This window comes from Candidatus Rhabdochlamydia oedothoracis (assembly GCF_019453995.1).
Taxonomy (GTDB): domain Bacteria; phylum Chlamydiota; class Chlamydiia; order Chlamydiales; family Rhabdochlamydiaceae; genus Rhabdochlamydia; species Rhabdochlamydia oedothoracis.
The window spans coordinates 345,210-365,144 of sequence record NZ_CP075587.1; the positions used below are offsets into that span (position 1 = coordinate 345,210).

Here is a 19,935-nt window from a genome sequence, read left to right on the forward strand (position 1 = left end):
ATGCAAACGAGTATACTTGAGTCTACACGCAAAAAAACACGTCCACGACCTGAATATGATGGTTCTCGCTTTTATTGCTCTACTTTTGAAAAGATTTTAAACAGGATCTAAGAAGAGACTAAAGGCGTTAGAAGCAAAAGCAGCTCAAGATCACTATTTAGGCAAAAAGTGTATCATAGTCTAGAAGAACTGCAAATGGATGTGGATAAATGGCTAAAAGAGTACAATGAAGAGCGAGTCCATTCTGTGAAATATTGTTATGGGAAGACACCATGGCAAACCTTTCAGGATGCAAAGCATCTAGCACAAATGAAAATGCTAGATACATTATACCAAGTTGACACTAGACCTCTTTCAAAACCCATTAACATAGCTCCAGATTATAAATGCCCGCAATTAGATTGAAGCAAAGACCAAACCTTTTTCGTCTATTTCTATAACGATCAGCTAAAATTTTGAATCGCTTAAGCAGACCAATAGCATTTTCATTAATTACACGTTCTTTGGAAAGGAATTGATTATTTTTTTTGTCTTGTTTTGTTAAAGGATTTTTCTTGCTTCTTCTTTTAGGCATTTGGGTTTTAGCATGAAGCTTTTTAAGTCCTAGATACCCTCCATCTGTTAGAAGGTTTATTTCGGAATGAAACTTGATTTTAGAATCCTTAAATATCCTAAAATCATGTCTTCTACCTTTGGAAAAAAAGGTACAAATAATCTTTTTTGTGTCCTTGCTCATTACAAGCTGCGTCTTTAAGGTGTGCCTTTTCTTCTTCCCTGAGTAAAAATGTTTTTGTTTTTTTTAGGGCGCTCTATGGGTGTTTCTGTGGCATCTTCCATATCGCTTTTTAATAGCTCTTTACGTCCAGGCAGTGCAAATAGGGGATGTTTTATCAGGGTGTATTCTACCCATTTTATTGTTTTATAAGCTGTACTTTCACTGATATTATAGCGCTGGCTTATGTGAAAATAGGTTCTATACTCTCTTAGATACTCTAAGCTCATCAGTAACATGTCTTCTATTTTTAATTTATTGACGCGGCCTCCTCGGGCTTTTTTCTCTTTGTGACTTATCTCCAAAATCAAGCTCATTTGATCAAATGTGCTACGTTTTACTCCGGTTAATCTTCGGAATTTCTCGTTGTCTAAACTTTTTGCTTTTTCAAATTTCATCATGCCCTTACGTATTTTTAAGGGCATTATTTTATACAAGGGCTTTTTTATTTCCTAGTTTTGAAAGAGCTCTACTGTCAATGAAGTGCTGCCTGTCAACTCAAGTTCTGTCTAGGACAGATTTTAAACAGGCGCTAAAGAAAAAAACACCAGAATTTAAAGCTCTAGTGTTTTTTAAGGATTTTAGTTAGAAGTCAAGGTTTGCATGTAGTGTCCAGCCCTGGTAAGTTAAATCTCCTGATGAAGCTGAGATAAATAGACCTGGATTATATAAGAAACTTTGATGCAAATACACATGGTTTTCCCAGCCCAATTTCAATCCAAAGTGAAAGTCACAGAAGTTATAGTCCCAACCTAGTCCAAGTTGCAGATCTAGAATAGGTCTGCAAATATGGTAACTATCTACAAATGAATAAGCAACAGTTCCAAATTCATTTACAATTTGTTTGATAGATCCATATTCAATAGCACCAGCTACATTTCCGTAAAGGCTAAATCCACCACAAAAACTCCACTGTGTGTTAAGCCCTGATTCGATTCCAATTCCCCACCATTTAACTTTTCTGTTACTTGTTTGGTTAATTGTAGGATCGGCTATTACTCCAGAATAAGATGCACGTAACCTTTGGAGTAACCAATCAGATCTTAGCCCAAAGAAAGGTCGTAGTGTTACCCACTTGCTTACGAAAAACTCGCGACCTGTATTAAGGCTAAGTCGTTCAAGGCGATTATGGTAGTTTGCACTTGCAGTTGTAAAACCTACAAGAACGCTACTTAATACAAGGCCTGATTTTCTTAAAGCATTACCTTGAGCTGCTGTAGTATTACCTTGGCTACTGCTAATTAGATGTGTCCAAGAAAAATCTACATCCCAATTATCATGGGGCAGAGTATAATCCAGACCTATACGGAGTCCCCAATTATATTTTTGTTTTATTCGATCATTTCCCAAAGGAAGAGTAAAAGTTACTGATTCTATAGCATAGACAAGAGCATCTTCTTGTAACTGCCAAAGCAAAGCATCTGCAGATACTTGAAGATCCCATCCGTTTTTTCTTAAAGGCATTCCAGGGGGATTAAACGTTTCATTCGTTTTAAGACAGCAAAGGCAATTTTCTAGGTTATGCGTAGCACAATCGTTAATATCGGCATACGTAAAACTTGTTGCTAATAACATAGATGTAGCAATTATAGGCCACAACTTTTTCAAGTTCCATTGCATATAAGATTCCTCTTGAGTTTAGATTATTTAATTTCAATAAACGACAATTACACCAGATACAAATGCATAACAAAATTTTTTCCAAAGAGTGCATTTGGAGCATTTTTATGGCTTAACTGTAATTCTTATTTTTAACGTATCAATATCCATCTTATATTAATAAAAATAGATTGCAACTTTTTTTTTGAAAAAACTTATATCATTGAGAATAAAAAAACACCAGTTTAAGTGAATAGGTTCACTTAATCCTGGTGTCTATTTTTTTGCGGCAGCAAACACTTCACTTAGAAGTCAAAGCAAGCGTGTAATGTCCAACCTTGATAAGTCAGACTTCCACCAGAAGTGTTGTCTGAATAGTTAACTGTGTTATAAGACAAGAATCTGCTTTGATCAAAATACACATGGTTTTCCCAGCCCAATTTCAATCCAAAGTGAAAGTCACAGAAGTTATAGTCCCAACCTAGTCCAAGTTGTAGATCTAGAATAGGTCTGCAAATATGGTAACTTCTACTAAATGAAGCAGAATTGTTTTCCATAACACCTACCATGTTAATTTCATTCAATTGTAGTTTTTGTAGACCATACTCAATAGCAGTGGCTACATTTCCATAAATGCTAAATCCGTTACAAAAACTCCATTGTGTATTGAGCCCTGATTCAATACCCATTCCCCACCACTTATTTCTTTGATTAGTGAATTGGTCAGTTGTCACAGGATCTCCATTAACAACATTACTAAAACCATAAGATGTACGTAGCCTCTGACGTAACCAATCAGTTCTTAACCCAAAGAAAGGACGTAATGTTACCCACTTACTAACGAAGAACTCACGGCCTACATTAAGATTAATTTGATCAAGACGGTTGCGATATCTTGAATTTGCAACAGCATAACCCTCAAAAGGATTTTTTGCAGAAGCAAAACCTTGTGTTTTTATTAAAACATTTGATGGATCATTTGCTATAGAAGAGCCTTTGCGGCTGCTAATTAGGTGTGTCCAACAAAGAGCTACATCCCAATTATCATGAGGTAGAGTATAATCGAGGCCAATACGGAATCCCCAATTGTATTTACTTTTTACTTCATCAGCTCTAACAGGAAAGCCATTATTTGTTGTTTCTACCGCATAGCTAAGACCGTCTTCAAATAATTGCCATAAAAGAGCATCTGCAGATACTTGAAGGTCCCATCCGTTTCTAGTTAAAGGCATTGCAGCGGGGTTGATCATTCCATTTACGCCTCGTCTTTGCTCAAGGCTATTAAGACGATTTTCTATATTACGCAAGGACGCTGAATCACCAAAATCCGCATACGTAAAACTTGTTGCTAATAACATAGATGCGGCAATTGCGGGCCACACCTTTTTCAAATTCCATTGCATATAGATCCCCCTAGGTTTGGATCATTTAATTTCAATAAACGACAATTCGTAGCTGCCCACGGAGTTAATAACTTCTTTGTAAGAAATTAGCAATTCCGCAAGCAGCTACAATGTAGATATCTTGAAGATCACCGTACTTGCTTACAATGAGCTTTATAAACAGCTACATCTGATGCAAACTTGCCCTAAAATGAAAAAACTGCAATGAAGAATAATCTCTTTTAAAACATATTCTGAGCAGCATTTTTTTTTGATAGCTTTATTTGCATCATTTTTATGGCTTCACTGTAATTTTTATTACGAATTCAAGTCAACAAAAAATAGTATAAGTATGTGATTTTCCTTTTTTAATCGTTGTTAAAATCCTATGTCTGGGATAGGTTAAATATGCCTTATAACTATTTAGGAGGGGATTTTTGTTTTTTAGAGCATTAAATGAATTTCGTGTTTTTAGAACTTAAAAATCAAAAAAAACAATCAGAAAAAATATAAATATAAAAAGAATTTTTTCTAAATTTAATTAAAAACTTAAGACTATTAATAAGTAAAATTAGTTAATTTCAAATGCTATTGAAAGCTTTTTAGAATAACTTCTAGATCTTTTAAATACCCTAATGATTGTATGCCCATTTGTTGCAAAATGAAAAACCACGCAGCACAAAGAACTGCAAGTCCAAGTAATGACTTAAGAGACATGCCCAAAAAAGCAATTTGTACTTGAGGGGCTAATCTATTAGCGATTCCTAAAAACATCTCCGTCATTAATATAGCAATGATAGATGGAGCTGATAATTGAATACCAATTGATACGATTTTTCCGACTAGTGCCCAAACGCTTTGCCAAAAAGCTGCTTGAAAAGTAAAAAAATACGATGGGAGCATTTTATCTATGGGAATAATTGTATAAAAATCGAAAAGAGCATTAAAAAAATAAAAGATACCGTTTATTTGATAGAAGATCACAATCATGATGTAATTATAGAAAATACCAATAGAAGAAGAGGGAGTTTGCATAAAAGGATCTGTCACTTGCAAAGCGGAAGATCCTCTTAGAAAATCGATGTTTACTCCAGCTGTTTCTGCAATGTAGAAAGGGATTGTTATAAAAAACGCAAGAACAAATCCAAGAAAGAGTTCTTTGAAACAAAGAACAATATATTGAAAATTAAATCCGACCATTGTTTGAGAGGTCATAATCATTTGCGGTAAAAATACAAGGGTTAAACAAATCAAAAGACCCATTTTTACAGTGCTAGGAGCTTTATTTCCTAGAAAAGGAGCCAAACTTACAATAGGAGCAAAACGCATCAAACCTAGAAAAAATAAGGAAAGCAGTGCAAAGGGGTCTAGTTCAAAAAGTTTAGAAAAAAAAGCTAGGTAAGAGTCATTAGGGTTCATGTAAGGATCTTATACGAGGTTTATCTTAGCAAGATGGATTAAGGACGTTGTTTGTAAATCGTCAAATTCATACGCTTACTTATCCTCTTGCGCCAGATTAGAATCATAACAAATAATTGTAAAATGGAAACATGAGCAGAGCTATTAACATGAAGGCAGCAACTGCAGGCCCCAATTTAGTTTTTATAAGGAATTTGGTCAACAAAAAGTGAGTGTGAATGACGTTGTATGAAATCTTTAAGAGGCCCACTTAGGAAAATTTGTGAAGATATTATTGGTAAATTGTAAGATTTGTGAACTTAACCATCCTCCAACAATGAGCAAGGTAAAAATCACCGCAAATAGTTTGACCATGAAAGAGAGTGTTTGTTCTTGGATTTGTGTAGCCGCTTGAAAAACAGCAACGGTTAATCCGAGCAAAGTACTGATTAAGATAGGAGGCCCAGATAAAAGAAGAATCAATAACAGAGCTTGGTAGGAAAGCTGATAGATTTCTGTATTATACATAGTTTTTTTCCTTAAATTAGCGAAATGATAAAACTAGTCCCTGAATGATCAATGTCCATCCATCTACCATTACGATTAATAGTAATTTTAAGGGAAGCGCAATTGTTAAAGGAGATAACATCATCATGCCCATAGCGAGCAAAATATTAGAGGTCACTAGATCCACTACAAAGAAGGGCAAGTAGATTAGGACACCTATCTCAAAGGCAGCTTTGAGTTGTGAGGTAATAAAGGCAGGAATTAAAATGATAAAATCGTTGGGTTTTAACCCACCGCGAAACTCCTCTGGTATAGAGCGCTGAGCGAGTTGGTAAAAACCACCCATGTGTTTAGCAGTGGTATTTCTCTGTAAAAAATCACGCATGGGTTCTTTTGTAACATTGATTACATTTACCATGTATTGAGCGCTCTCAGCGGAAAATAAATTTGTAGGAGCTCTGTCTTTAATCTGATTTTCTCCCGCTTTATACATGGCTACAGCGGTGGGAAACATTACATAAATCGTCATTAAAAGAGCAATACCGCTTATGACTTGATTCGGTGGAGATTGCTGAATACCCAAAGCATTGCGTAAAAGAGACAATACAATCACAATTTTAATGTAAGAGGTTAAGAGCATAATGGCAAAAGGCAAAAGCGCAAAAGCCGTGATTGCTGTTAGCTCTTCTAAGATGGTAGGTGTTGGTGCTAGTTGCTCAATAGAAGGTGAAGAGGGAATGACTTCTTTTGCATATAAACAATCTCCTAAAAAAAGACAGGCTAGCAATACAAAAGAAAAAAGCAGAAGGCGTTTATGCATGTTAGTACCGTTTTTTTACCGAATTTAGTATATTCTTAGATTTTCTCTAAGAGAAAAAAGAGATTTTAAGTGCTTTAAGTTTATACTTTAAAATTACATGTATTTTTGAAAGGCGTGCTCTAGGGATTCCCAAAGTTTATCTATTTTGGCATTGATGATTCCACTATCTGTTTCAATAACACAGCCTCCTTGTTCAATATCGTCTCTTTCTTGAATCGTAAAGGTTTTTATTTGCTCGAGACTTTTTTTAAGAGTGGGTTTGTTTGCTTCTAGAATCTCTTTGTCTAACTTGTTGACATAGATGGTAATATCTGGACTTTGCTTCACGCTTTTAAGCGTTTCAGAAACGATTCGCACAATAGTTTCAGGATGTAAAGAGAGTTGTTGGCTAACGATTTTTTTAGCTGCTTGTAGAGCGAGAGGAAGTACTTTTTTTTGGAGTTCTGAATACCAAAAAAGCACTTTTTTTTCTAAATCTATAATATAAGTACTGAATTGCTCAAGTCCTTCATCAAAACCTTGTTGTTTTGCTTGGGCACGTAGTTTTTTACACTCTTTTTCCACCTTTTGTTTATAAAGAACAATATCTTCTTGTGCATGTTCAATAAGCATTTTTGTTTCTAATAAAATACTAAAATCTTTAGCAGGAATCACCTTTTCTGCTGTAGTTGGATGTATTTCACTTTGTTGAATGAATGTTAGAAATTTCATAAGTTAGCTTTGGTAATTAAGTTTTTTCATGAGTAACAGGATTTGATTTTTGAGCAGATTAGCTGCTTGTGGAGCAGTTGTAGCGGTAGATAACTTAGTTAATAACTTACCTTTTTTCCTTTCTAGACGATGACTTATATACCAAGTAAAGCTCGTATGAATAGGATAAATAGCTTTAGCTAATCGATTCATTCCTCTTTGTATTAATGCGTTTTTTAACACCTCTAAATCTGCAATCCATTCCGATAGCCCTATTTTTTTAAAGATCACAGGTTCTTTCTGAGTCAAAAGTTTTTTTAAATAAATAGACTGTTCCTTAGTAAGAGCGCTATCAATCAATTTTAATTTTTGCGTAGAGATAATTTGAGGAATTTCTACCGCTAAATCATGCATTGCTAGTAGTTCAATAAGGGTATTTAATTGTGTGGTACTTAAATCAAGCAAAGATAGTAAAGGATGCTGTGGTAAAAAGCAAGGAGGGATTAAGTTTTCAGGAGCAATTGTTTTAAATAGCTCTTGAGTTAAGTATTTTTTGGCTAAAACTGTGGGCTTTGGAAAGAATTGAGAGAGCATGAGCTCTTCTTTTAACCCTTGTATTTGTTGAAGGGGTAAACAAGAGATAAAAAGCTTAGCATCTTTTTCTGTAAGAGAACGCAGATAGGGAACAAACCAGGAAAAATGTATAGCATCAAGCTGTTTATATATAGAGGATTCTGTATCTGTTACCTCTATATTTTCTTTGTGAGATGTTTGTATTTCCGTTTGCATCTCTTCGGATAAGCAAGCAACCAAGTCTTTTTTTTTTTGAGAGGACATAATAAGAGAGCGTAATGTACAAAAAGCTACTTTATCCATGGCTTACTTTTCACTCTCAGGCGGTTCTATTGTTTCTTGTCTCTCTTTAAAGGGGGCGATTTTAAGCAGATTCCTCCAATTCCCTTTTTCTTTAAGGAGGGGATAGAACTTCCAAACCAGCCAACCGATGAGCAAAGCGAATATAAATAAGCAAAACATAAGAAGAAAGAAGACAACACGGAAACGAGAAGCTGATTGTTTGTTTAATATAATCGACCAAATGCTTACATATTCATTACCAGATCCTTCTAAAGGCTCGCTTATGGGCATTAATGAGACATCAATAAAGCGCGCACGATCTGAAATGACGGTAACATCATTGAGATCAAGACCTGTTACGCTACCAGATACAAGCCGTTTAATTTTAGAAGAAAGATGAGCATTAGGGTCATCGAATATTCCTTGATGTTTTACATAGACTGCCGCTGTAATTTTTTTTATTTTTTCTTGTTGTGATCCATAAGCCATAGAAGAAGTTTCACTAGAGGGAAAAGAAATTTGCACATCTGCATCCAACACCCCATCGATCTTACGGATCATATTAGCAATCTGTTCAGCAAGTCCTGCTTGATAACGAATGGTTTCTTCTTTTTCTGAAGACATCAAGCCCGCTTTTGCAAAAAGATCCAGTAAGCTCATCCCTTTTTTACGAGGCAATCCATTTTGATTTAAAATAGCCATAGCTTTTGTAGAATGAGTCTCATCAACTATGATGCTCCATTTTACAGCTTCATTTCCTGTTGCACCAGCTCCTGTGCTTACAGCTTGCATTTTCTCCGAAGAGATTCCTCTACTTGCTAGAAAGACGATGATCTCATTTGCCTCTCTTTCGTCGACATCATTTATGATGACCATATTACGATCACAGCTTATAAAAGTGAAAAGAAGAGAAATGAAGAGGTATTTTAAAATGTTGTTAATAGTCATAAATCAATAGTTGTAAAGATTGAAAATTGCCCAGTCTGTCATGCTTATGTGACAAGATATCCTATTTCTTAACTTATAGCAGTTTATCTTAGCTTCGTCAAATTAGAACTCTATTTTATTAGCAATGATTAATCCAATCAGGTCCGGGCCCAAAGCGACGCAAGAGATAATCTTTTATACCTTTTAGAGCTGCTTTATAAATTAGCAGTCTATCTCTTTTTTTTTCTTGCTCAGCTTTGGTGTAAAAAAAATTAAAACAAAGACACTGCATAGATCGTAACAAAGAGATTTTTAATAATTGAAGGATTTCAGGAATTAACACTCGTATATAGATGCTTAAAAGTTGGTTGCAAGCGCAGTTGCGTTCGATCCAAAGAAGGCGGTTACGCCACCAAAAATAGGTAATATGTGTTTTACCTTTAAAAGAAGCGGAAACTTTATGCCAAATTTTTGCAGAAGGGTAACTGATAATTTGAAACCCTTTGCGTTTTGCACGCATACAAAAATCAGATTCCTCCCAAATCAAAAAGAAGCGAGCTTCCAATAGTCCTATTTGTGCAAAAACTTCTTTTTTGATCATCATGGCAGCCCCGCAAACATAGTCGATACAGAAGGCTTCATCCCAATTCTCATCTAATGCATGCAGTCCGATTAAATCAAAGATTCCTTTCTTTGGATTCCAAGTTCCTCCAAAGTGATCTAATTTTCTCTCATTTTGCATGAGATAAATTTTAGCGCCAAGAACTCCTGCCTTAGGGAATTGTTGAAATCCTAACATGAAGTGCTTTAATAAATCAGAAGAAACCTTGGTATCATTGTTGAGCAGCAAAATAAAATCCGCTTTGTGATCTAAAGCGTATTGGATTCCCACATTATTACCACCGGTGAACCCTAAGTTGATTTGGTTTTCTAATAGCAGATGATGGGGAAATTGAAGCTTTATAGCAGAAATAGAACCATCATTTGATCCATTATCAACAATGACTATTTGATAGTTAGGGTAATCCAATGATTGCAGAGACTGTAGGCAGGTTAAGGTATCTTGTCTTCCATTCCAATTTACAATAATAATAAAAATCTTAGGAAGATAAGCTGAAGACATAAGAGGACCATCCCGCTTTGCGATATTCGCTTGCTGCTCGTTTTGGGTTTTCTGCTTGATAAATTCCTCGCCCCACAATGATTACATCACTGCCCGCTTTTGATAGCTGAGTATGGGGTTTGGTATGTCTGCGCTAAGCTATCCTTATCGTTAGCGGATTGAATGCCGGGTGTAAAGTAAATCCATTTCGGATTGTTGGAAATTTTTTTTAAGCAAGGGGCAACTTTTTCAAAAATACTTTGAACTGTAGTAATCATATCTTCAACGACTAAACAAAACTGCTTTTTATTAAAAATGCCCTCAATACTGGATTTAGTTCCATGTTCCTTAATCTCCTTACAGCGCATCAGCAAAGGCACTCCACAAATCAGACTAAACTCTAAAGAAGATGCAAGTTGCCAAAGGGCATCGCAGATTTCTTTTACGAGTTTTGGAAAAGAAATAATCCGTCTTAAGTCGATATAAATCAGAGATGTAATACCGCTTTTTAAAACAAAACGGCCAAATTGAATCGATCCTATGCTAAAAAGATCAAGGATCATTTTTTTAGTCTGTAATTGGATCATCTCTACTCTTTGGTATGATATTTTGTTGCTAAATAAGGATCCCACATCATACCTGTTGCGGTCATTGCAGCGTTAGCTTTTGCTTTAAAAAAAACAGAAAAATGCTCTGGTAGGGAAATACCCCCTACTCCGATTAAGGTAAGATCGAGCTTTTCTTTTTGGATGATTTCATGAGTTTGTGTAATAAACCGTATCGCAGTAGAGAGAATAGGTCCTCCACAAATACCACTTGTTGGTCTATCAGAACCCAAAGGAGAGTTTCCAGCTGAATCAACCACTCTAGAACTGACTGAGTTAATCCCAGAAATGGCTTGGATTCCACTTTGAGTAGCTGTGATTAGCACTTCTTGCAATAGTTGTTTAGACGGGAAAACACCCACTTTAATCATTAAAGGAATGGGATGAACAGCTTTAACAAGCGCTCTTCCAATTTCTGCAACAGCAGAGGGAGACAAATAAATAGCACCTTCTTTTGTCTTTACATTAGGGCAAGAGAAATTCGCTTCGATAATCTTAGCCCCTGCTGCTTTAGCTAAGGTGGCAACAGCTACAAAATCTTCTATAAAAGTACGCTCTTTTTGAAAGGAACCCGCTATGGAAACAACCATAACTTGCCCTTCTTGTAAATAAGCATTTGCACGAGGGATATCCTCTAATAGAAAAGCAGGTGATCTAGAAGGCATGCCAAAAGAGTTTGTGATCGCTAGATCCTCTATTTGCTTAGGTGGGAAAAGGACTTGTTTAACACTATATTTAGGATCATTTGCATGTATAGGGCCATTTGTGTCGACATAAATAATATTTGGCATGGAATGAGCTGCATATTCTTTACTACGAATGGTTTTATATACAGGAATGTCGTATCCCAATTTAGCTGCCAGTGAAATCCATTTGGAGTTTAATAAAGGTCCAGCTGCTACACCAATACAAGAGGCTACTGGGAATCCCAAAAAATTAAACATCGCTTCTCTAGAAGGAAGATTTCTTTTGGGAATCAATCCATCAAAGAAAGGACCCTCTTCTGCATTTTCTAGATAACTTTTTTTCATATCGTAAATAGGGAAGTGATCTGGATACCAGATAGGTAATTTAGTGGCAGGCATAGAGGTTATCTCCTAAGAGCCTGTTTAAAATCTTTTCAAAAGTAGAGCAATAAAAGCAAGAAGCACCATATTCAGGCTTGTATGTAGTTTTCTTTCGCAATTTTTCCATAGCCTGCGACATTTTTCTATCCACGCAAAAGAACGCTCTACAACCCATCTTTTGGGAATAACTGTAAAAGTATGAAGGGTATTTCTTTTGGCTATTTCTACTATACATCCTAATATCTCCTGCACACTCTTTGCAAATTTTTTTCCAGAATATCCTCCATCTGCTAAAACATTTTTTACACCGAACAAATGGTTTTTATGTAGTGAAAATGCTTCTATATACCCATTTCTGTCAGTGATATTAGCAGTGGTAATGTGAATCGCATGTGCTATATGTCTTTTTATTCCTGATATTTTTTTCCCTGCATCATATCCTTATCTTCTCCGCTATATCAGTATTTTTAACACTTTGAGCATCAATAATTACAAAGCTTGTTTTCTCTTTCCGACTACTGCTTTTTCTGACCTCGCCAACCAATTTTTTTTAAAACTATTTCAAGAATACTCTTAGAATTTTTATCATCTTTTTTATTCCAAAGAGGGAAATAATAATAACATAATTCCCATTTAGGATATTCTATGGGTAACATACGCCACTGGCAACCACTTTTTAAAGTGTACAAAATTCCACAAAAAATATCATATAGATCAACTCTTCGTGGATGTGTTTTTTTGCGTGTAGACTCAAGTATTAGATGGATTTTGCTAAATTGTTTACGAGAAATATCGCTTGGATAAGAGCGGGTCATAACTACCTCCAAAGGTTTTATGAAAACTATCATTATACCTTAATGAGAAGATTTTAAACAGGCTCTTAAAGCTAGCTTAAGCTAAAGAAGCCTGTTTAGCAGCTTCTTCTTTTCGAGTTCTATAGAGAATGAATAAATTACTTCCAACAATAACCATAGCGCCGATTAATGTATAGATATCTGGTGTTTTGTTCCAATAGGTAAAGTCAAGAGCTACTACCCAGAAGAAGGTAGAATAATCAATAGGAGCAAGAATTGAGGCTTGTGCAAAACGAAGTGATTGTGCAATAGCGTATTGAGCTCCAGCTGTCAGAACACCTACAATTGCAAAAAGACCCCAGTGGGCCCAAGGCATCGGTTTCCAAACAAGGTTAAACTGAGGAGATAGCCAATTTGTGTAAGACGAAGACATCAAACCTAAAATTAGCATCGCTACGATCATTACGAGGTTTGGGTAGATCGCAATAGCAAGGCTATGCTCTGTTGATGCTAAACGGCGCATGAGAATCTTGTTCAAAGCTCCGAGGAAAGTTGCAAAAAGAACCAGAAATGCTGCTGATTCCATTACACTTGATCCGGGGCGCATAGCAATGACAACTCCTATAAGACCAATTCCTACAGCAACCCATCTCTCGCGGGTTACTTTTTCTTTAAGCATCAACGAACCTAAGACAATCATGAAAAAGGGCGAGGTATAGCTAAATGTATAGATTGTCGTTAAAGAAGCGAGCGAAAAGGCAAACATAAAACAAAAAGTATATATCAAATTAACCGTTAGCCGGGTGAGATGGCTAGTTGGGTGTTTTGAATAAAGAATCTTACGCGGCCCTCCTTGGAAGTAAGTTGCAATAAAAAGAGGAACCAAACGAGTAAATGCGCGTAGCAGAGTGACTTGACAGACGCTATATGTGCCCATGAGATGTTTAATGAAAGCATCAGATAGCGGATAAAGCGCTAATCCAAGAATCATTAAACCAACTCCTAGTACAGCTTTATTTTGTAGTTTTCTATCTGCATTAGCCTCACATACCATAAACACTCCTTCTGATTCAAAAAATAAACCATGCTAAAGGGATTTTTTCCTCCATTATTCTTTAAATAATAGATATTTGTATATGTTTTTATTTTTTCTTACATATACAACAGCTTGGCATACATATACTACAACAAGAATGAGTAGGGTGACGAAGAAGCATCTGATTAGTTAATGTTTCTTCTTGTTCTATAATGGTAAGAACTGCTTGAATCCAATCAGGATGATGGTTGAGAGCAGGACAGCGAATAGCGGTTAACCCCTGCTTGCGAATGGATGGTAAATACAGTTTTTCGATTTCAAAAAGAGTTTCTATATGATCTGAAGTAAAGCTTAAAGGAATAACTACTACTGTTTTCCTATCTTGGGTCCAATTGCTAATCTCTTTGCATACATCACTTGTATAAGGACGAAGCCATTCTTGCTTATCAAATTGAGATTGATAAGATAAATGACAAATCGCTTGAGGAAACCGTTTTTTAAGAGCATGAAAACTTAAACCACATTCTTTTTCATAAGGATCCCCTGTACAAACAAACTTTCTAGGGATTGCATGGGCTGAAAAAAGCAAACATACCTCTTCTTCTTTAAGTTTGTGTTGGCTTAAACAAAGGCGGATCTGTTGCTCGAATGCATTAAGATATAAAGGATGGGTTGCATAAGATTTAATCCAAGAGAGCTGGTTTAAATTCTGCCCACATAAATTACGAGAGAAAAAAAGAGCTACGCTTCCTGTTGTAGCATAGCTAAATTGGGGGAACATAGGAAAAACTCGTATCTGATGATCTTTCGGTATTTGCTTAATGGCAGATAAAAAGCAAGCATGCGTTTTAGGCAAATAACGATGAAAAGTAAGAATAGGTGCTTTTCTATATTGCCGCAAAGTTGCAGCCATCTTTTCCGTATCCTCATAAATCGGCGATCTACCACCGATTTTTGCATATTCAGGAATAACTTTTAATGCACGCTTTTTTGCAATGCGGGTAAATAATAAACGATGAATAAAAGAAGGAAAGGGAGTGCGAATGACCTCTTGATCGGTAAGTAGCTCTGTTAAAAATCCTTCAACCTCTTGTAAATCTCTAGGACCGCCAAAATTGATAATGAGATAAGTATTTGACATAATTAGAACCTTAAACGATAAACATACACTTTTTTATCTTATTGTGTTACAGATCATTTTATGTTAAGGAAAATTTCCACCCTATTACTACTGGCTCTTCTTTGCTGCTGTGGAAGTAAAAACCACCAACAAAGAGTGGCTCTTGACCCTAGTTGGTATCCTTTGGATTTAGAGGATAAAAATGCGCAATTGGTAGGATTTTCTACAGAAATTTTGCAGAAGATTTCAGAAAAACTTCCACTTGCTAAAATTATAACAGATGCACACTACTTATTAGAAGACTTGTTCCAAGGAAAATATGAGGCTGTGCTCTCTTCTTTTCCTCCCTATAACTTTAACAAAGACCGCTTTGATTTTTCAGAAAGCTATTTAATGTTAGGTCCTGTAATTGTAGTAAATAAGTCATCCGATATCTCTTCTATCAAACAGTTAAAAGGCAAAGCTATCGGTGTACTCTCTGATGCTAATGCTTTATTAGTTGAATTGGTTCCTAATGTATTAATCCATCAATACACATCTAAAGCACAAGCCCTTGAAGATATAACTTCCGGTGTGCTTGATGCAGCTTTAATCGATATTCTAAGCGCTTATGCCTATTGCGAGGATCTCTATCAAGATAAGCTAAAGGTAGGATCCCTACCTTTAACCAATGAGGCTTTAAGACTGATTACAGCACGGGATAAAAATGGCTCTTTAATCAAAGCCTTTAATAAAGAGATTCATCGGTTAAAGCAGTCTGGAGAATATCAAAAAATAATTGATAAATGGGGCCTTCCACAAAAAGAGATAAAAAAATAAAGATATTTAAGAAGAATTTTTTACAGAGCCATTTGCACTAGCTGGAAAAATACGACATTTATCGTGCTCGCTATACTCTATTCTTATTTTTTCTAACTCTTTAAGATCAACTGGACAAGGTTGAATATCCCAAACTAATTTTGCATAATTTTTAATCGATTCATCGGAAGAAAAATTTCCCATGGCTGCTATGTTCTGCAAAGCATACTCTGCCCATTGTTGAGGTTTTAAAAATAGCTCTTCCACCGATTTTTGAATTCTATAATAATCTAATAAATCGCCTAAGACAAAGTAATAATCCGGTATATAACTCGCTTGGCTATGTAGCAAATTTTGATATAAATTACTAAGAGCTTGATGCTCTTCTTCTGTTTGTGTAAAACTTTGGTCGCGTAGAGAGTCAAGTGCTTTTCGAATAGAATCGTTTTGCATATAGATATCCCAAGGATTATAGTTGCCCGTATGGCGAATTAAATCATTCTCTAATGCGGTTTTACCAAAACAAAAGGGCCAAAAGCGGTCTGTTACCTGTTGATGCATCTCAATATTTGCTCCGTCTTCTGTTCCAATTGTCAAAGCTCCGTTCATTGCTAGCTTCATATTTCCAGTGCCAGATGCTTCTGTCCCTGCTGTAGAGATTTGCTCTGATAAATCTGCTGCAGGAATAATCATTTCTGCTTTTGATACGCTGTAATTCTCTATAAAAACCAATTTTAATTTCTGGTTTGTTTTAGGGTCTTGATTGATTCGCCTAGAAATACAGTAACTTAATTGAATGATTTGTTTAGCCACTTCATATCCAGGAGCTGCTTTACCAGCAATGAACACCATTCTTTTTATACGACGCGCTTCTGGATTTTCTTGAAGTTCATGATAGAGCATAATTACATGGATGAGATTCATCAGCTGTCTTTTATACTCGTGAATCCGTTTGATTTGTACATCAAAAAGCGCACTCTCGTCTAAAAAAGAGTAATGACCAACAGGCTTTCCTGTGCTATCGCGTATAGGATTTGTATGTTGCAAACACTCAAGCAAGGCTTGCTTATTTTTTTTCTTAATTTCTAAAAACTCTTTTTGAGAATCAAAATTATTAGTAAATGAGGCAAGCTTGCGTATTTCTTGAAACTGTGTAATCCACTGTTTACCAATTTTCTTTGTAATAAATGCAGCAAGAAGTGGATTGCAATCTAAAAGCCACCTTCTTGGAGTCACCCCATTGGTTACATTGACGAATTTTTCCGGATACATTTCATAAAAATCTTTAAAGATCTCTTTTTTTAAGATCTCTGTATGTAGAGCAGCTACTCCATTCACTCGATGTGATCCATAAATAGCTAAATTAGCCATCTTGACTCGGCCCTCTTCGATAATCGACATAGATCGTACTCTATCTTCATCTCCTGGGTATTTCTGACGAATCTGATTACAAAATTCTAGATTTATTTTTTCGATGATCGCGTATTGACGCGGCAATAGATACTGTAAACTACTTTGATTCCACTCTTCTAAAGACTCTCGCAGGATGGTGTGATTGGTAAAGTTACAACAAGTTTTTACAACGTTTAAGGCTTCTTCCCATCCAAAATCGTGCTCTGTTATGAGTAGTCGTTGCAGTTCTGCTATGGTCAGAGCTGGGTGAGTATCATTGATGTGAATGCGCACTTTATCCGCAAACTCATTCATATTTGAGAAAATAAAAAGATGTCTTCTGATGATATCTTGTAAGGAAGCGGATACAAGAAGAAATTCTTGTTTTAAACGAATTCTTTTGCCTGTTTCATTGTGGTCATTAGGATATAACACATCGGTGAGACTGGTGTTTTCTGCGGCTGCACCTAGCATTCCTGCATTGTAGCGCTGCAATTGAAAGTTTCGAGGAGATTCTTTTGTAGTCCATAAGCGCAGTGTATTTACTGTAAAATCGGGAGTTTCTTTGTATCCAATAATGGGAATATCGTAAGATAGGGCTCTTACTTCTTCATAATCTGTTAATTCATATACGTCTACGCCTTGTTTATTTTTACCAGGAATTGCTTTCCCTGCATAAAAAACAGAAGCGGCATGCATATCACGACGATATTCCCAAGGATTTTCATGCAATAGCCATGCCTCTGGCCTTTCTACCTGAATCCCATTACATACCGCTTGATCAAAAATGCCATATTGATAGCGGAGCCCAAATCCAATAGCTGGAATTTGCTGAGTAGCAAGTGAATCCATTAAACAAGCTGCTAATCTTCCTAAACCTCCATTGCCAAGACCTGGCTCTGGCTCAAAGCGTAATTCTTCTTGATAGGAGCGGTTTAACTGTTTAAATACATAGTTAATTAAATCAGTAGCATGAATATTTATAATGTTATTCTGACAAAAACGCCCAGGCATATATTCCATACACAAGTAAAACAGCATTCGCGCTTTTTTCTCTCTGTAGGTATGTATACAAGCAGTCCAATTAATCATGATCTCCTCACGTAATGTCAGAGCAAATGCACGATAAAACTCTTCTGGGCTAGCTTCATTAATCGTTACTCCCATTGTAGTAATCAAGTAATGTCTGATTTTTTGTATTAAATTATCCGCTTGAGTTTGCGTTTTCAAATCCATCCGTTTCCTTTACTACTTGAAATTCTTTCGAGCATTGTGTAATTACTTATTATCTAACATAAGCAAGAGTTAATGTGCAAAAATTTGACCTTATTGTAATTGGTTCAGGTCCTGCAGGGGAAAAAGCAGCTGTCAAAGCAGCTTATTTTGGTTATAAAGTAGCGATCATTGAAAAGGAAGAGCTATTTGGAGGAGCTGGAACAGTAACGGGAACTCTACCTTCTAAAACTCTTAAAGAAACCGCTTTGTATTTTTCTGATAAATTAGAAAAAGGTCTTTATGGCATTGATCGCACTTTTTCTCATGAAGCCTCTATGACAGCTTTTATGTATCGTAAGAATTTAGTAAAAGACTCCTCTTCTAAAGAGATTTTTCATAATTTATCGCGCCATCATGTCAGCATCTTTTATGGAGTAGCTAGTTTTGAAAATGCGCACAGCATTCATGTACAAGGTAAAGATCGTGTTTCACTCTTTGGAGAGTTTATCATCATTGCTACAGGATCCTACCCTTATCATCCAGCAAATATCCCTTTTGATAATAAGCGAATTCACGATTCTGATACTATTTTACAATTGACAAGACACCCTTCTTCCCTATGTATTGTAGGAGCTGGGGTCATTGGCTGTGAATATGCAACTATCTTTGCAACAATTGGAACCCATGTCTATTTGATTAACGATAAAGAAAAAATTCTCCCTCATCTTGATGAAGAGATCTCAAATACACTTGTAAAAGAAATGCAGAGCTCTGGCATTGATATCCTTTTTAATACCTCCATCGAATCTATTGATGTCCCCCCTTCTGATCAGACCCCTATAGAGGTTCATCTAAAGAACAACAAAAGTTTAGAAGTTGATATGTTCTTATTTGCCGCTGGACGCAGTGGAAATATAAAACAACTTAAATTAGAACAAGTGGGAGTTAAAACAGGAAAGAGAGAATTGATCATAGTAGATCATCAATATCGTACTAACATATCTAACATCTTTGCAGTTGGAGATGTCATTGGCTTTCCCGCTCTTGCTAGCACTAGCATGGAACAGGGCAGAATTGTAGTAGCTCATATTTTTCAAACACAAGATCTAGAACACTTACCCACCTATTTCCCTTATGGAATTTATACCATTCCAGAAGTATCTACCATAGGTTTAACCACTGAAGAAGCAAAAGAAAAAAACATTCTTTATGCTACAGGCAAAGCCTACTACGCCAATATGCCCAGAGGTAAAATTATGGGTGCAAAAACCGGAATGCTCAAACTGCTTTTTCATAAAGACACTCTACAAATCTTAGGAGTGCATATCATCGGAAGAATTGCTACTGAAATCATTCACTATGGCGTAATTCTCGTAGAAGATAAAAAAACACTGCACCACGTAATATCCCAAGTATTTAACTGCCCTACTCTGCACGATCTTTATAAATATGCAGCCTATGATGGATTAATCCAAACAACGTCAAAATTTAAATAAAGCGATCTTGCTACTCTTTAGATATTGACTCAACAAAGATACAGGTTTGCCATAACAAAAGAATTAGGAGAAATAAAGTTTTTGCAAGATTTGCAAAAATGGGAAAAACAGGAGCAGGATGGTTCTTGGGAATTAAACTTCATTTAATACTTAATGAAGTAGGAGAAATTCTAGCTTTTCAATTAACACCTGGAAATACATCAGACGTTTCTGTAGCTGATATTTTGTCGAAAGGAATTACTGGGAACTTATACGACGATAAAGGATACATTTCAGGAAAATTAGGAAAAAAGTTAATGGATAGAGGCTTGCAATTATACTGAAATGCATTAGAGCCTGTTTAAAATCTTCTCATTAAGG

19 protein-coding genes and 2 pseudogenes are annotated in these 19,935 nt (G+C 35.9%); 4 read left to right on the forward strand and 17 right to left on the reverse strand.

From position 1 onward, the window contains the following. Positions 1–168: 168 nt before the first annotated feature. Positions 169–405, forward strand: a complete 237-nt coding sequence (locus RHABOEDO_RS11385) for a hypothetical protein (protein ID WP_434062175.1) — start codon at positions 169–171, stop codon at positions 403–405. Here RHABOEDO_RS11385 and RHABOEDO_RS01835 read toward each other — a convergent pair. The 16 genes and pseudogenes from RHABOEDO_RS01835 to hemH all read right to left on the reverse strand — a co-directional run bounded on the left by RHABOEDO_RS01835 (position 365) and on the right by hemH (position 14,695). After that, positions 365–1,170, reverse strand: a protein-coding gene (locus RHABOEDO_RS01835; RefSeq protein ID WP_220017859.1) for an IS5 family transposase whose coding sequence is annotated in 2 segments (ribosomal slippage) — positions 365–801 and positions 801–1,170 — 807 coding nt in all. Because the reading frame shifts where the segments join, the coding sequence is not laid out codon by codon here. The two genes, RHABOEDO_RS11385 and RHABOEDO_RS01835, sit on opposite strands and share 41 nt — an antisense overlap. A 187-nt stretch (positions 1,171–1,357) precedes the next feature. After that, a complete protein-coding gene (locus RHABOEDO_RS01840) occupies positions 1,358–2,392 on the reverse strand; it encodes an Lpg1974 family pore-forming outer membrane protein (RefSeq protein ID WP_215217119.1) in 1,035 nt (344 codons plus the stop codon). Positions 2,393–2,676: 284 nt separating this feature from the next. Continuing rightward, the gene (locus RHABOEDO_RS01845) at positions 2,677–3,753 is read right to left on the reverse strand and encodes an Lpg1974 family pore-forming outer membrane protein (protein WP_245397584.1); all 1,077 of its coding nucleotides are present in this window, start codon (positions 3,751–3,753) and stop codon (positions 2,677–2,679) included. 588 nt (positions 3,754–4,341) lie between these two features. Next, positions 4,342–5,172: an EscT/YscT/HrcT family type III secretion system export apparatus protein gene (locus tag RHABOEDO_RS01850; protein WP_215217117.1), complete on the reverse strand. Its 831-nt coding sequence runs from the start codon at positions 5,170–5,172 to the stop codon at positions 4,342–4,344. Between the two features lie 237 nt (positions 5,173–5,409). Further along, a complete protein-coding gene (gene sctS / locus RHABOEDO_RS01855; protein ID WP_215217116.1) occupies positions 5,410–5,679 on the reverse strand; it encodes a type III secretion system export apparatus subunit SctS in 270 nt (89 codons plus the stop codon). A 16-nt stretch (positions 5,680–5,695) separates the two neighbouring features. Continuing rightward, positions 5,696–6,478 carry a type III secretion system export apparatus subunit SctR gene (gene sctR / locus RHABOEDO_RS01860; protein WP_215217115.1) on the reverse strand — a complete coding sequence of 261 codons (783 nt, stop codon included), beginning with the start codon at positions 6,476–6,478 and terminating at the stop codon, positions 5,696–5,698. 93 nt (positions 6,479–6,571) lie between these two features. Continuing rightward, positions 6,572–7,189 carry a FliH/SctL family protein gene (locus RHABOEDO_RS01865; protein ID WP_215217114.1) on the reverse strand — a complete coding sequence of 206 codons (618 nt, stop codon included), beginning with the start codon at positions 7,187–7,189 and terminating at the stop codon, positions 6,572–6,574. Between the two features lie 3 nt (positions 7,190–7,192). Continuing rightward, complete coding sequence (locus tag RHABOEDO_RS01870) at positions 7,193–8,005, reverse strand: hypothetical protein (RefSeq protein ID WP_220017701.1); 813 nt, start codon at positions 8,003–8,005, stop codon at positions 7,193–7,195. Positions 8,006–8,047: 42 nt separating this feature from the next. After that, positions 8,048–8,971, reverse strand: coding sequence for an EscJ/YscJ/HrcJ family type III secretion inner membrane ring protein (locus tag RHABOEDO_RS01875; protein WP_215217112.1), 924 nt, complete (start codon positions 8,969–8,971; stop codon positions 8,048–8,050). Positions 8,972–9,089: 118 nt separating this feature from the next. Further along, the gene (locus tag RHABOEDO_RS01880) at positions 9,090–10,073 is read right to left on the reverse strand and encodes a glycosyltransferase family 2 protein (RefSeq protein ID WP_215217111.1); all 984 of its coding nucleotides are present in this window, start codon (positions 10,071–10,073) and stop codon (positions 9,090–9,092) included. After that, positions 10,051–10,149 carry a hypothetical protein gene (locus RHABOEDO_RS11390; protein ID WP_350339697.1) on the reverse strand — a complete coding sequence of 33 codons (99 nt, stop codon included), beginning with the start codon at positions 10,147–10,149 and terminating at the stop codon, positions 10,051–10,053. The genes RHABOEDO_RS01880 and RHABOEDO_RS11390 overlap by 23 nt, the downstream gene beginning before the upstream one ends. Before the next feature lie 10 nt (positions 10,150–10,159). Beyond that, positions 10,160–10,639 (reverse strand): type I phosphoribosyltransferase, encoded by a 480-nt coding sequence (locus tag RHABOEDO_RS01885; protein ID WP_215217110.1) that lies wholly within the window; start codon positions 10,637–10,639, stop codon positions 10,160–10,162. A gap of 2 nt (positions 10,640–10,641) precedes the next feature. Continuing rightward, positions 10,642–11,742, reverse strand: a complete 1,101-nt coding sequence (locus tag RHABOEDO_RS01890; protein WP_215217109.1) for a beta/alpha barrel domain-containing protein — start codon at positions 11,740–11,742, stop codon at positions 10,642–10,644. A gap of 24 nt (positions 11,743–11,766) precedes the next feature. Beyond that, positions 11,767–12,539: pseudogene (locus RHABOEDO_RS01895) on the reverse strand (IS5 family transposase). Between the two features lie 76 nt (positions 12,540–12,615). Then, positions 12,616–13,572, reverse strand: a complete 957-nt coding sequence (locus RHABOEDO_RS01900; RefSeq protein ID WP_215217401.1) for a DMT family transporter — start codon at positions 13,570–13,572, stop codon at positions 12,616–12,618. A gap of 88 nt (positions 13,573–13,660) precedes the next feature. After that, positions 13,661–14,695, reverse strand: a complete 1,035-nt coding sequence (hemH, locus tag RHABOEDO_RS01905; RefSeq protein WP_215217400.1) for a ferrochelatase — start codon at positions 14,693–14,695, stop codon at positions 13,661–13,663. Between the two features lie 60 nt (positions 14,696–14,755). Between hemH and RHABOEDO_RS01910 the strand changes: the two genes are divergently transcribed. After that, entirely contained in the window at positions 14,756–15,493 is a 738-nt protein-coding gene (locus tag RHABOEDO_RS01910; RefSeq protein WP_215217399.1) for a substrate-binding periplasmic protein, read from the forward strand. Positions 15,494–15,499: 6 nt separating this feature from the next. On the opposite strand, the gene glgP is transcribed toward RHABOEDO_RS01910, so the two are convergent. Further along, entirely contained in the window at positions 15,500–18,094 is a 2,595-nt protein-coding gene (glgP, locus tag RHABOEDO_RS01915) for a glycogen/starch/alpha-glucan family phosphorylase (RefSeq protein ID WP_245397541.1), read from the reverse strand. A gap of 80 nt (positions 18,095–18,174) precedes the next feature. On the opposite strand from glgP, the gene sthA reads away from it, so the two are divergent. Both sthA and RHABOEDO_RS01925 read left to right on the forward strand, forming a co-directional pair. Next, positions 18,175–19,575 carry a Si-specific NAD(P)(+) transhydrogenase gene (gene sthA, locus RHABOEDO_RS01920; protein ID WP_215217397.1) on the forward strand — a complete coding sequence of 467 codons (1,401 nt, stop codon included), beginning with the start codon at positions 18,175–18,177 and terminating at the stop codon, positions 19,573–19,575. Positions 19,576–19,598: 23 nt separating this feature from the next. Beyond that, a pseudogene (locus RHABOEDO_RS01925) lies at positions 19,599–19,895 on the forward strand (transposase); the annotation flags it as partial. Positions 19,896–19,935: the final 40 nt, after the last annotated feature.

Excerpts from the sequence above, each read along its gene's own strand:
- RHABOEDO_RS01840 (WP_215217119.1), bottom strand. The coding sequence starts at position 2,392 with ATGCAATGGAACTTGAAAAAGTTGTGGCCTATAATTGCTACATCTATG.
- RHABOEDO_RS01850 (WP_215217117.1), bottom strand. The coding sequence starts at position 5,172 with ATGAACCCTAATGACTCTTACCTAGCTTTTTTTTCTAAACTTTTTGAA.
- sctS (WP_215217116.1), bottom strand. The coding sequence starts at position 5,679 with ATGTATAATACAGAAATCTATCAGCTTTCCTACCAAGCTCTGTTATTG.
- sctR (WP_215217115.1), bottom strand. The coding sequence starts at position 6,478 with ATGCATAAACGCCTTCTGCTTTTTTCTTTTGTATTGCTAGCCTGTCTT.
- RHABOEDO_RS01865 (WP_215217114.1), bottom strand. The coding sequence starts at position 7,189 with ATGAAATTTCTAACATTCATTCAACAAAGTGAAATACATCCAACTACA.
- RHABOEDO_RS01870 (WP_220017701.1), bottom strand. The coding sequence starts at position 8,005 with ATGTCCTCTCAAAAAAAAAAAGACTTGGTTGCTTGCTTATCCGAAGAG.
- RHABOEDO_RS01875 (WP_215217112.1), bottom strand. The coding sequence starts at position 8,971 with ATGACTATTAACAACATTTTAAAATACCTCTTCATTTCTCTTCTTTTC.
- RHABOEDO_RS01880 (WP_215217111.1), bottom strand. The coding sequence starts at position 10,073 with ATGTCTTCAGCTTATCTTCCTAAGATTTTTATTATTATTGTAAATTGG.
- RHABOEDO_RS01885 (WP_215217110.1), bottom strand. The coding sequence starts at position 10,639 with ATGATCCAATTACAGACTAAAAAAATGATCCTTGATCTTTTTAGCATA.
- RHABOEDO_RS01890 (WP_215217109.1), bottom strand. The coding sequence starts at position 11,742 with ATGCCTGCCACTAAATTACCTATCTGGTATCCAGATCACTTCCCTATT.
- RHABOEDO_RS01900 (WP_215217401.1), bottom strand. The coding sequence starts at position 13,572 with ATGGTATGTGAGGCTAATGCAGATAGAAAACTACAAAATAAAGCTGTA.
- hemH (WP_215217400.1), bottom strand. The coding sequence starts at position 14,695 with ATGTCAAATACTTATCTCATTATCAATTTTGGCGGTCCTAGAGATTTA.
- RHABOEDO_RS01910 (WP_215217399.1), top strand. The coding sequence starts at position 14,756 with ATGTTAAGGAAAATTTCCACCCTATTACTACTGGCTCTTCTTTGCTGC.